General features: G+C 61.5%; 11 protein-coding genes. 8 read left to right on the top strand and 3 right to left on the bottom strand.

Translation table 11 applies throughout. The features are described from left to right. The first annotated feature begins 54 nt into the window (after positions 1-54). Positions 55-1,053 (top strand): alpha/beta hydrolase family protein, encoded by a 999-nt coding sequence (locus tag DK261_RS07975; RefSeq protein ID WP_110175535.1) that lies wholly within the window; start codon positions 55-57, stop codon positions 1,051-1,053. Between the two features lie 78 nt (positions 1,054-1,131). Here the strand turns inward: DK261_RS07975 and DK261_RS07980 are convergent, their stop codons facing one another. Genes DK261_RS07980 through DK261_RS07990 form a run of 3 tightly spaced genes read right to left on the bottom strand, consistent with a single transcriptional unit; the run spans position 1,132 to position 3,594 of the window. Continuing rightward, on the bottom strand, positions 1,132-1,899 hold the full coding sequence (locus DK261_RS07980) for a TerB family tellurite resistance protein (protein ID WP_110175536.1): 768 nt from the start codon (positions 1,897-1,899) through the stop codon (positions 1,132-1,134). Between the two features lies 1 nt (position 1,900). Then, positions 1,901-2,572, bottom strand: a complete 672-nt coding sequence (murU, locus tag DK261_RS07985; protein WP_016704061.1) for an N-acetylmuramate alpha-1-phosphate uridylyltransferase MurU — start codon at positions 2,570-2,572, stop codon at positions 1,901-1,903. Continuing rightward, positions 2,569-3,594, bottom strand: coding sequence for an aminoglycoside phosphotransferase family protein (locus DK261_RS07990; protein ID WP_110175537.1), 1,026 nt, complete (start codon positions 3,592-3,594; stop codon positions 2,569-2,571). Before DK261_RS07990 ends, murU begins: the two co-directional genes overlap by 4 nt. Before the next feature lie 130 nt (positions 3,595-3,724). On the opposite strand from DK261_RS07990, the gene DK261_RS07995 reads away from it, so the two are divergent. The 7 genes from DK261_RS07995 (at position 3,725) to glpE (ending at position 11,370) form a co-directional block, all read left to right on the top strand. After that, entirely contained in the window at positions 3,725-6,526 is a 2,802-nt protein-coding gene (locus DK261_RS07995) for an LPS-assembly protein LptD (RefSeq protein WP_038636369.1), read from the top strand. Beyond that, a complete protein-coding gene (gene surA / locus DK261_RS08000; protein ID WP_038636958.1) occupies positions 6,507-7,823 on the top strand; it encodes a peptidylprolyl isomerase SurA in 1,317 nt (438 codons plus the stop codon). The genes DK261_RS07995 and surA overlap by 20 nt, the downstream gene beginning before the upstream one ends. Then, positions 7,820-8,809, top strand: a complete 990-nt coding sequence (gene pdxA, locus DK261_RS08005) for a 4-hydroxythreonine-4-phosphate dehydrogenase PdxA (RefSeq protein ID WP_110175538.1) — start codon at positions 7,820-7,822, stop codon at positions 8,807-8,809. Before surA ends, pdxA begins: the two co-directional genes overlap by 4 nt. After that, entirely contained in the window at positions 8,806-9,624 is an 819-nt protein-coding gene (rsmA, locus tag DK261_RS08010; RefSeq protein ID WP_009051161.1) for a 16S rRNA (adenine(1518)-N(6)/adenine(1519)-N(6))-dimethyltransferase RsmA, read from the top strand. Before pdxA ends, rsmA begins: the two co-directional genes overlap by 4 nt. 122 nt (positions 9,625-9,746) lie before the next feature. After that, positions 9,747-10,127, top strand: a complete 381-nt coding sequence (gene apaG / locus DK261_RS08015) for a Co2+/Mg2+ efflux protein ApaG (protein ID WP_038575312.1) — start codon at positions 9,747-9,749, stop codon at positions 10,125-10,127. After that, positions 10,127-11,008 (top strand): symmetrical bis(5'-nucleosyl)-tetraphosphatase, encoded by an 882-nt coding sequence (locus DK261_RS08020; protein ID WP_038636363.1) that lies wholly within the window; start codon positions 10,127-10,129, stop codon positions 11,006-11,008. The genes apaG and DK261_RS08020 overlap by 1 nt, the downstream gene beginning before the upstream one ends. Positions 11,009-11,040: 32 nt before the next feature. After that, positions 11,041-11,370, top strand: a complete 330-nt coding sequence (gene glpE, locus DK261_RS08025; RefSeq protein ID WP_009051163.1) for a thiosulfate sulfurtransferase GlpE — start codon at positions 11,041-11,043, stop codon at positions 11,368-11,370. Positions 11,371-11,459 lie beyond the last annotated feature (89 nt).

An 11,459-nucleotide genomic window follows, 5' to 3' on the forward strand; every position in this document is an offset into this window, starting at 1 on the left:
AAATACTGACCAACCCATTAGGCTGCCGGGATTACTTCTGGCCTGGAATAACCGATGCCCCTTGTCCACCGCACGGCACTGCCTGCATTGTGCCTGTCGCTGATCCTGCCTTGTGCCTTTTCGGTCAAGGCCGAGGATCCGCAACCCGCCCCGGCAGAACAGGCTGCCGTGGAAAAACCGGCCGAGCGCCAGCCGCTCCTTGAGCGTAGCCAGGAAGATGCCGCGGCCCTCGAACGCGTCATACCGCCCGGCGAACAACAGTCACTGCAAGCCGGCAGCGAGAGCTTTCTGGCCCTGTGGAAACCGGCCAACAGCAGCGACCCCAAGGGCGCGGTGATTATCATCCCCGGCGCAGGCGAAACCGCCGACTGGCCTCAAGCAATCGGCCCTTTGCGCAACAGATTGCCGGACGCCGACTGGAGCAGCCTGAGCCTGACCTTGCCCGACCTGCAGAGCGATGCGACGCAACCGCGCATCGTCGAGGCCGAACCTGCGCCCGCGACCGCCGACACTAGCAGCAAAGATGCCGCCACGGCAGCGCCCAAGCCGATCGAACAGGCCGCCGGTGGCGAAGCCGAGATTGCCGATCGCGCGGTGGTGGAGAGCAGCGAAGAACAGGCCAAGGCCGATGCCGAGCGAATCTTTGCCCGTATCGACGCGGCGGTGACCTACGCCCAGCAGCAGAATGCCCGCAGCATTGTGCTGCTGGGTCATGGCAGCGGCGCTTACTGGGCCACGCGCTACCTGAGCGAAAAACAGCCGCCGGAGATTCAGAAACTGGTACTGGTGGCTGCCCAGACTCCGTCCATCGGCAAGCCCGGACTGGCGGAACTGACCCCGACCCTGAAGCTGGCGACCGCCGACTTTTTCTACAAGGACAACGCGCAGGCTCGCAAGAGCGCCCTGGAACGTCTGCAAGCGAGCAAGCGCCTGAAGAACGCCAACTTCACCCAGGTCTCGCTCAACGCCCTGCCGGGCAACAGCACGGCTGAAAACGAACAGCTGTTCAGACGCGTACGCGGCTGGCTGAGTCCGCAACCCACACAAGACTGAACCCCGCCGCGCCCGGCCCCGCTTCTGTTTTGACAGGGGTGGAGCCGAACGCGAGGCATTTCCCTCTAACGAGTCTCTCTAACGAAAATCCCGACGCTCGCGGATCAACGCGTAAGCGCTGTGCAGCTCGCGGGTTTTCTCCGTGGCTTCCCGCACCTGCAACGGACTTGCACCGCTGCCGGCAATCTTGTCCGGGTGATGGCGGCTGAGCAGGCGCCGGTAGGCGCGCTTGATCTGCGAGGGTTCGCTGGTCGCCGAGACACCCAGCAGGCGCAATGCGTCCTGATAAGTGCCACTGCTGTTGGCCAACGGTTTTTTGCTCGGCTCATAGTCCGCCGCCAACGCCTGCACCTGCTGCACAGTCCAGCCCAGCCACTTGCCCCAGAGCTGGATCAGCTCACGCTCGGCGGGGCTGGCCCGGCCATCGGCCCAGACCATCCGCCAGCATGCGCGCAATACACCCTCGGCGGCATGAGGCTGCGCCGCCAGGCGTCGCAGGTAGCCCCGCAACCGATCGTTGCCCGACTTGCCCCGATTGAACGCGGCAATGGCGCGGCGCTGCGCGACTTCACTCATATCCAGCGAGCGCATTTCCAGACGCGCCTGCTGGATATGCCCATCGACCACCCGGCCATCACTTTTCGCCAACCGCCCCAAGAGTACGAACAGCAGTTCATCGTTGCGCAGCGCCGGTCGACCGCCCAGACGCTCACGCACCTGGGCCCAGCTATGCAGTTGCAGGCGCCGGTCCAGCGCCTGTCCCAGCAACGCTCCCAGTATGGCCCCCGGGATACTGGCAATGGCAAAGCCAGCCCCGGCTCCGATCAGAGTCCCTGGCCACAACATATCAGTGACTCGCTTCTAACAAGGTTTCGACTTCTGCCAGGCGCTCATGGGTACCGACATCGACCCAGTGACCCTGCAAACGCTCGCCGCTGACCTGTCCATCGGCCATGGCCTTGCGCAGCAGGGGTGCCAGTTTGAACGCGCCCGGTGTGCAGCCCTGGAACAGGTCCGGGTGCAACACCGCGATCCCGCTGTAGGTCAGGGTCTGCGCGCCCGGCTCGGCGTCCCGCACCCGGGCATCGCTGAGGACGAAATCCCCGGCGGTGTGGTGAGCCGGGTTATCCACCAGCACCAGGTGCGCCAGCGCGTCCAGCGGACGGTTCAACGAGCGGAAATCGTAATCGGTCCAGACATCGCCGTTGACCACCACAAAGGGCTCGTCGCCCAGCAACGGCAAGGCGCGGAAAATACCGCCGCCGGTTTCCAGTGGCTCGCCCTCCGGCGAATAGCGAATGCTCAAGCCGAAGCGCGAACCATCGCCCAGGTGATCCTCGATCTGCTGCCCCAGCCAGGCGTGGTTGATGACGATTTCGGTAAAGCCCGCCCGGGCCAGTGCTCGCAAGTGATACTCGATCAGCGGCACACCGGCGGCGCGGATCAACGGCTTGGGGGTGGTCAGGGTCAAGGGGCGCATCCGTTCGCCCTTGCCCGCGGCCAGAATCATTGCCTTCATACACAGGCTCCGACCGGTTGACGCAGGCTGGCCAACAGCTCACCCAACTCCGCCAGCTCCGGCCGACGAGCCACGACGGCTTCTATATAAGCGAAGAAACGCGGCACGTCGCCCAGGTAGCGGGGCTTGCCGTCGCGGTGGCAGATCCGCGCGAAGATCCCGATCACCTTGAGATGGCGCTGTACGCCCATCAGGTCGCTGGCGCGCAGGAAATCCTCGAAATCGGGCTGTACCGCGATCCCGAGCCGGGACGCTTGCTGCCAGTAGTCTTCCAGCCAGCCGCGCACCCGTGCTTCGGGCCAGCTGAGAAAGGCATCCTTGAACAGACAGGTGGCGTCATAGGTCACCGGGCCGTAGACCGCGTCCTGGAAATCCAGCACGCCCGGATTGGGCTCGCTGAGCATCAGGTTGCGCGGCATATAGTCACGATGCACCAGCACCTTGGGCTGGGTCAGGGCGCTTTCGATCAACAGCTCGCTGACCCGCTGCCATTGGCCGCGCTGGCGCTCACTCAGCTCGACGCCCAGCTCGCGTCCCACGTACCACTCGGGAAACAGCTCCAGTTCACGGCGCAGCAAAGCAACGTCATAACTGGGCAATGGCGCATCCATCGGCAACTGCTGGAAAGCCAGCAAGGTTTGCAGCGCATCCTTGAACAGGGCGTCGGCATTTTCGCCGTCGATCACGTCCAGATAGGTTTTGTTACCCAGGTCATTGAGCAAAAGAAAGCCGCGCGACAAATCTTCTGCATAAATTTTCGGCACATTGATTGCGGATTTTGCCAACAGATGGGCGATATCCACGAAGGGTTTGCAGTTTTCCTGGGGCGGTGGAGCATCCATCACCACAAAGCTGCGGCCTTCGCCTTCCCAGCGGAAATACCGCCGGAAACTCGCGTCGCTGCTGGCCGCGGTCAATGTGGCCGGGGGCACGGGGCCCCATCCGTTGGAGGCATAAACAATCGACAACTGCTCATCGAGCCAAACTTTCAGGTGTTGCAAGCGTACATCTTGGTCAGGCATTGCAAGGGTCTCCGACGGCGCTAGCCGTCAAGCGGGTCATGCTTTATTATCCAGCATCTTTTTCAGACCATCGAGAGGCGTGCGGCCCACACCGCGGGCAGATGGCACGCAGGAAGCCCGGACTAATAAGATGGCATTGAAATCCCCCGCGTTTCGTAAAAAATTTCCGTTGTTGGTTACTGGCAGTCTGCTGGCCCTGCAACCCCTAGCCACTTCGTTCGTGGTCGCCGCAGAACAGTATGACTGCTCAGTCTCTGCTTCGGGCGGCTGGGACTGCGCGCCGAAAACCAGCGCCGCTCAACTGCCTCCGCGCCCTGTGCATGACGCGAGTGCGGTCAGTTCGAGCACCGCTACATCGGCCGAAGGCGGCGAAACCAGCGAAGACACCGGCGCCAAGCCGATGCTGGTTACCGAATCCAAGGGCCGCGGCCTGAAGTCCCGCAGCGAAGACTACAGTCACCTCGACTGGGTTCCGCGCGAGAAGTTGACCGCCGCCCAGTTGGCCGAGACCGGCCCTTACTGCGCTGGTGCTTATATCGAACCGATTCGTCCTGGCATGAATGACAAGACGAATAAAAGTGACGCCCCGACCTTTATCGGCGCCAAGGCTTCGCGTTATCAGCAGGAGCAGCAGATCGCTACCCTGGCCGGTGACGTGGTCATGCGCCAGGGCAGCATGCAGGTCGAGGCCGACGAGGCCAACCTGTACCAGGCCGAGAATCGTGGCGAGCTGAACGGCAACGTCCGCCTGCGCGACAACGGCGCCCTGCTGGTCGGCGATCATGCCGATGTACAGCTGGACACCGGCGAGGCCAAGGTCGACAACGCCGAATACGTGATGCACAAATCGCGCATCCGCGGTAACGCGCTGTACGCCAAGCGTGCCGAGAACGCGATCATCCGTCTCAAGGATGGTACGTACACCACGTGCGAACCAAGCAGCAACGCCTGGCAGCTCAAGGGCAACAACATCACCCTGAACCCGGCGACTGGCTTTGGCACTGCGACCAACGTGACGTTACGCGTCAAGGACATTCCAGTCCTGTACACGCCGTACATCTATTTCCCGATCGACGACCGTCGCCAGTCCGGCTTCCTGCCGCCGACCATCGGTAGCGGCAGCGATACCGGCTTCATGCTGGTTACCCCGTACTACTTCAACCTGGCGCCGAACTACGACGCCACGTTGTACCCGCGCTACATGAGCAAGCGCGGCCTGTTGATGGAAGGCGAATTCCGCTACCTGACCAAGTCCAGCGAAGGTCAGTTCGGCGCGGCATACCTCAACGACGAAAACGACGACCGCAAGCTGCAGTCGGACTACGAAAAAACCCGCTACATGTACAACTGGCAGCACAAGGGCGGGCTCGATTCGCGTCTGATGACCGAGGTCGACTACACCAAGATCAGCGACCCGTACTACTTCCAGGATCTGCAAACCGACCAGATCGGTGTGGAAAGTCGTGATTACATCAACCAGCAGGGTGCAGTGACCTACCGCGGCGATACCTATACCGCGCGCCTCAATGCCCAGGCTTATGAACTGGCCACAGTTTCCAACATCACGCCTTACAACCGTCTGCCGCAAATCACCTTGAATGGTTTCTTGCCGCAGCATCCGGGTGGGCTGGACTTTAAATATGAAACCGAAATCGTTCGGTTTGATCGTGACCTGCAGAACGGCACGTTCTTTGATGAAAATGGTGTCGGCGCACCGAGACTCGACCGCAACGTTCAAGGTCTGGCACGTGCCAATGGCAACCGTCTGAATCTTGCACCGTCTGTAAGCCTCCCTCTTAACTGGACCTATGGCTTCCTGAAGCCGTCCCTCAAGTATCAGTACACCCAGTACGATCTGGATCTGGACAGTATCGGCAAGAGCCAGGTCGCTGCACAAACCGCAGAACAAGATCGCTTGAATGGCACTTACAGCAGCAACCAGAACCGTGGCGTGCCTATCGCCAGCATCGACAGTGGCTTGTACTTCGACCGCAACACCCAATGGTTCGGCAAGAACTACCGTCAGACCCTGGAACCACGCCTCTACTATCTCTATGTACCGGAGAAAGACCAGAGCGATATCCCGGTATTCGATACCAGCGAGTCTACTTTCAACTACTCGTCGCTGTTCCGTGATAACCGTTTCACCGGCTCCGACCGTGTAGGCGACGAGAACAAACTCTCTCTCGGCGTCACCAACCGCTGGATCGAAGAAAACGGCTTTGAACGTCAACGCATCAGCATCGGCCAGGCCTTGTACTTCAAGGACCGCGAAGTCCAGTTGCCGGGTATCGATGCGAAGACCCGCGATGACGCACACTCCAATGTTTCGCCTTACGCACTGGAATACGAGTACCGCTGGAACCGCGACTGGCGCACCACTGCCGACTACAACTGGGATCCGGACAGCCACAGCCCACGCTCCGGCAGTGCAATGTTCCACTACCAGCCGGAAGACAACCCGAACAAGGTCATCAACGCCGGTTATCGTTATCGCAACGACCTGGTTCGTTATGACCAGTCCACAGGTAAATGGTCGGTGGGTGGCGGTGACTACGGCACCCCAGGCACTCCTGGCTACGTGAAGGACTATTACAAGATCAAGCAGCACGACTTCTCGGTGATCTGGCCGATCGTGCCGCAATGGAACCTGATCAGCCGCTGGCAGTACGACTACAACCGCAACCGTACCCTCGATGCCTTCGGTGGTTTCGAATACGACAACTGCTGCTGGAAACTGCGCCTGATCAACCGTTACTGGGTCAAGTATGACGAATTCAGTCAAGACGCCCCGCAGAACGAGAAAGGCGACCATGGCATCTTCCTCCAAATCGTCCTGAAAGGACTCGGCGGCCTGACCGGCGCCAAGGTAGAGAGCTTCCTCGACAAAGGCATTCAAGGTTACCGTGAACGTGAAGACCAAGCTTTCTGATTGTCTGCGCCCGCTGATGCTGGGCGCGTTGTTCCTGGGTACCGCGGCGAGCGCTGCGGTACAACCCATCGACAAAGTGGTAGCCATCGTCGATAACGACGTGGTCATGCAGAGCCAGCTGGACCAACGGGTTCACGAAGTTCAGCAAACCATCGCCAAGCGCGGCGGCGGCATGCCTCCTGCCGAGGTCCTGAACCAGCAGGTACTGGAACGCCTGATCGTCGAAAACCTGCAACTGCAGATCGGCGAACGCTCCGGCATCCGCATTACCGATGAAGAGCTGAACCAGGCCGTCGGCACCATCGCCCAACGCAACAACATGACCCCCGATCAGTTCCGCGCCGCCCTGGCTCGTGATGGCCTATCCTATCAGGACGCCCGTGAGCAGATTCGCCGCGAGATGATCATCAGCCGTGTGCGCCAGCGCCGTGTTGCCGAACGCATTCAGGTCTCCGAGCAGGAAGTGAAGAACTTCCTCGCCTCCGACCTGGGCAAGATGCAGCTGTCCGAAGAGCTGCACCTGGCCAATATCCTGATTCCAACCCCGGAAAGCGCCAACTCCGAAGCGATTCAGAGCGCCGCGCGCCAGGCCATGGATATCTATCAGCAGCTCAAGCAAGGCGCCGACTTCGCTCAGCTGGCCATCGCCCGCTCGGGTAGCGACAACGCCCTGGAAGGCGGCGACATGGGCTGGCGTAAAGCCGCTCAACTGCCCCCTCCGTTCGACCGCGAACTGAGCGCCATGGCAGTGGGCGATATCACCCAGCCAGCCCGCACTCCAGGCGGTTTCATCATCCTCAAGCTGTTGGAAAAACGCGGCGGCGGCAATCAGATGCGTGACGAAGTGCATGTCCGTCACATCCTGATCAAGCCAAGTGAGATTCGCAGCGAAGAAGAAACCAAACGCCTGGCCCAGAAGCTCTACGAGCGCATCGAAGCCGGCGAAGACTTTGCCGAACTGGCGAAAAGCTACTCGGAAGATCCGGGTTCCGCCCTCAACGGTGGCGACCTCAACTGGATCGACCCGAACGCCCTGGTGCCCGAGTTCCGCGACGTGATGGCCAAGACCCCGCAAGGGCAACTGTCCAAGCCGTTCCAGAGCCCCTACGGCTGGCACGTACTGGAAGTCCTTGGCCGCCGCGCCACCGACAGCACCACCCAGGCTCGCGAACAACAAGCCATGACTGTGCTGCGTAACCGCAAATACGACGAAGAGCTGCAAACCTGGCTGCGCCAGATTCGCGACGAAGCCTACGTCGAGATCAAACTTCCTGGCGCTGACCAGGCGGCACAGTGAAACCCAAGCGTTTCGCGCTCACCCCCGGCGAGCCAGCCGGTATAGGTCCCGACCTGTGCCTGTTGCTCGCCTCGCAAGAACAGCCACACCCCCTGATCGCCATCACCAGCCGCGACCTGCTTACCGAGCGGGCCGCGCAGCTGGGTGTGGCCGTCAGCCTGATTGCGGTCGGCCCCGACAATTGGCCTAACCAGCCGGCCGCCGCCGGTAGCCTCTATGTCTGGGATACCCCGCTGTCGGCCAAGGTCGTCGCCGGTCAGCTGGACAAGGCCAACGCCGCATTCGTCCTGGAAACCCTGACCCGGGCCGGCCAAGGCTGTCTGGACGGGCATTTCGACGGCATGATTACCGCCCCGGTGCACAAGGGGGTGATCAACGAATCCGGTATCGCCTTTTCCGGTCATACCGAGTTTCTCGCCGACCTGACGCATACCGAACAAGTGGTAATGATGCTGGCCACCCATGGCCTGCGCGTGGCACTGGTGACCACTCACCTGCCCCTGCGGGACATTGCCGACGCCATTACTCCGGAGCGCCTGGAGCGGGTTACACGCATTCTGCATGCAGACCTGCGCAACAAATTCGGCATCGCCCAGCCACGTATCCTGGTCTGCGGGCTCAACCCGCATGCCGGCGAAGGCGGACACCTGGGCCATGAAGAAATCGATATCATCGAACCCACCCTGGAGCGTCTGCGCATCGAAGGCATGGACCTGCGCGGCCCCCTGCCCGCCGACACTCTGTTTACCCCCAAATATCTGGAGCACTGCGACGCAGTGCTGGCGATGTACCATGACCAAGGGCTGCCTGTGCTGAAATACAAAGGCTTCGGCGCCGCGGTCAACGTGACGCTGGGCCTGCCGATCATCCGCACCTCGGTCGACCACGGCACTGCCCTGGATCTGGCCGGCAGCGGCAAGATCGATACCGGCAGCCTGAAAGTCGCCCTGGAAACCGCCTATCAGATGGCCGAGACCCGTTTATGACCGAGCAATACCAGCACCGGGCGCGCAAGCGCTTCGGCCAGAACTTCCTGCATGACGCCGGCGTGATCGACCGCATCCTGCGCTCCATCAATGCCAAGTCCGGCGACCGCATGCTGGAAATCGGCCCGGGCCAGGGCGCCCTGACCGAAGGCCTGCTCAACAGCGGCGCCCAGCTGGACGTGGTCGAGCTGGACAAGGACCTGGTGCCGATCCTCAACCAGCAGTTCGCCGGCCGGGACAATTTCAGCCTGCACCAGGGCGACGCCCTGAAGTTCGACTTCAACAGCCTGAATGCCGCCCCCGGCAGCCTGCGGGTGGTCGGCAACCTGCCCTACAACATCTCCACCCCGCTGATCTTTCACCTGCTGCAAAACGCCAGCCTGATCCGCGACATGCACTTCATGCTGCAGAAAGAAGTGGTAGAGCGCCTCGCCGCAGGCCCGGGCGGTGGTGACTGGGGCCGCCTGTCGATCATGGTCCAGTACCACTGCCGCGTGGAGCATCTGTTCAACGTCGGCCCTGGCGCATTCAATCCGCCACCGAAAGTCGACTCGGCTATCGTCCGCCTGGTGCCACATGCGGTACTGCCGCACCCGGCCAAGGATCATCGCCTGCTGGAGCGCATCGTCCGCGAAGCCTTCAACCAGCGCCGCAAGACCCTGCGCAATACCCTCAAGGCCCTGCTTTCCAGCGCCGAGATCGAAGCCGCCGGTGTCGATGGCAGCCTGCGTCCGGAGCAACTGGACCTGGCAGCCTTCGTTCGCCTGGCCGACAAGCTCGGCGAACAAGCCGCGGACACTGCCAGCGCCAGCTGACACGCCACCAGCGTTATCGGGTAAGACGCCAGGCGCCATGTCTGGTTTACTACCCGATACTTGGCCTAGACTGACCTCCATCAGTTTTATCCCGCGTCCCGCTTCGTTTTAAGGCCCCTTGCATGTCCGATCCTCGCTATCAGATCGACGTCAGCGTCGTCACCCGCTTTCTCGCAGAACAGTCGCAACCCGAGCAGAACCGCTTTGCCTTCGCCTACACCATCACCGTACAGAACAATGGCCTGCTGCCCGCCAAATTGCTCTCCCGGCACTGGGTGATCACCGATGGCGACGGGCACGTCGAAGAAGTCCGCGGTGCCGGCGTCGTCGGCCAGCAGCCGCTGATCGCCGCAGGAAAAAGCCACACCTACAGCAGTGGTACGGTCATGACCACGCGCGTCGGCAATATGCAGGGCAGCTATCAGATGCTCGCCGAAGACGGCAAACACTTCGACGCCATCATCGCCCCCTTCCGCCTGGCGGTGCCCGGAGCCCTGCACTGATGACCACTTATGCCGTCGGTGACCTGCAAGGCTGCCTGGGGCCGTTGCAGTGCCTGCTTGAAAAGGTCGCTTTCGACCCGGCCAAGGATCGCCTGTGGCTGGTTGGCGATCTGGTCAACCGCGGCCCACAGTCGCTGGAAACCCTGCGCTTTCTTTATGCCATGCGCGATTCCCTGGTGTGCGTGCTGGGCAATCACGACCTGCACCTGCTGGCCGTCTGGCGCAATATCGAGCGCCTGAAGAAAGCCGATACCCTGAGCGAGATCCTCAACGCCCCGGATTGCGAGGAATTGCTCCAGTGGCTGCGCCAGCAAAAGCTGATGCACTATGACGAACAGCGCAACGTCGCCCTGGTACACGCGGGGATACCGCCGCAGTGGTCGCTGAAAAAGGCCCTCAAGTACGCCACCGAAGTCGAAGAGGCATTGCGTGACGACAACCGCTTCGAGCCCTATCTGGACGGTATGTACGGCAACGATCCGATAAAATGGGACAGCGAACTCAAAGGCGTGACCCGCCTGCGGGTGATCACCAACTATTTCACTCGCATGCGTTTCTGCACCAGCGATGGCAAGCTCGACCTCAAGGGCAAGGAAGGGCCGGACACCGCTCCACCGGGTTACGCCCCATGGTTCGAGCACAAGGAACGCAAGACCCGGGACGTGAAAATCATCTTCGGTCACTGGGCCGCCCTTGAAGGCAACTGCAACCAGCCCGGCGTCGTCGCCCTGGACACTGGCTGCGTCTGGGGCGGCGCCCTGACCCTGCTGAACGTCGACACCGGCCAACGCCTCGAATGTGAGTGCGACGCCCACAGCCACATCAAGCCCCAGGCCAATCAACCTTCCCCTGAACCCATGCCAATCACCGCCAAGCGCTAGACGGCGCTTGCCACCAGGACCAGGAGCCCGCCATGAGCGAATTCAAACGCATCCCCCCAGAACAGGCCCAGGCACTGCGCGAGCAAGGCGCCGTGGTGGTCGACATCCGCGATCCGCAGACCTTTGCCTTGAACCACATCAGCGGCTCCCTGCATCTGGACAACCACTCCATCTCCGACTTCATCCGCAATGCCGATCTCGACGCCCCGCTGGTGGTCGTCTGCTATCACGGCAACTCCAGCCAAAGCGCGGCGGCCTACCTGATCAGCCAGGGATTCTCCGACGTCTACAGCCTGGACGGTGGTTTCGAACTGTGGCGAACCACCTACCCTGCGGAAATTGCCCAAGGCAACGCCGAATAATTTTTTCTGTGCTCCAGCCCGCGTCATTCGCGGGCTGGCGCCGCGACCGACGAACGGTCACTTGAACAAATTGCGTATTCCACCTTTAT

It is taken from the genome of Pseudomonas sp. RW409 (assembly GCF_003184125.1).
GTDB lineage: Bacteria > Pseudomonadota > Gammaproteobacteria > Pseudomonadales > Pseudomonadaceae > Aquipseudomonas > Aquipseudomonas chlororaphis_I.

Excerpts from the sequence above, each read along its gene's own strand:
- DK261_RS07975 (WP_110175535.1), top strand. The coding sequence starts at position 55 with ATGCCCCTTGTCCACCGCACGGCACTGCCTGCATTGTGCCTGTCGCTG.
- DK261_RS07980 (WP_110175536.1), bottom strand. The coding sequence starts at position 1,899 with ATGTTGTGGCCAGGGACTCTGATCGGAGCCGGGGCTGGCTTTGCCATT.
- murU (WP_016704061.1), bottom strand. The coding sequence starts at position 2,572 with ATGAAGGCAATGATTCTGGCCGCGGGCAAGGGCGAACGGATGCGCCCC.
- DK261_RS07990 (WP_110175537.1), bottom strand. The coding sequence starts at position 3,594 with ATGCCTGACCAAGATGTACGCTTGCAACACCTGAAAGTTTGGCTCGAT.
- DK261_RS07995 (WP_038636369.1), top strand. The coding sequence starts at position 3,725 with ATGGCATTGAAATCCCCCGCGTTTCGTAAAAAATTTCCGTTGTTGGTT.
- rsmA (WP_009051161.1), top strand. The coding sequence starts at position 8,806 with ATGACCGAGCAATACCAGCACCGGGCGCGCAAGCGCTTCGGCCAGAAC.
- apaG (WP_038575312.1), top strand. The coding sequence starts at position 9,747 with ATGTCCGATCCTCGCTATCAGATCGACGTCAGCGTCGTCACCCGCTTT.
- DK261_RS08020 (WP_038636363.1), top strand. The coding sequence starts at position 10,127 with ATGACCACTTATGCCGTCGGTGACCTGCAAGGCTGCCTGGGGCCGTTG.
- glpE (WP_009051163.1), top strand. The coding sequence starts at position 11,041 with ATGAGCGAATTCAAACGCATCCCCCCAGAACAGGCCCAGGCACTGCGC.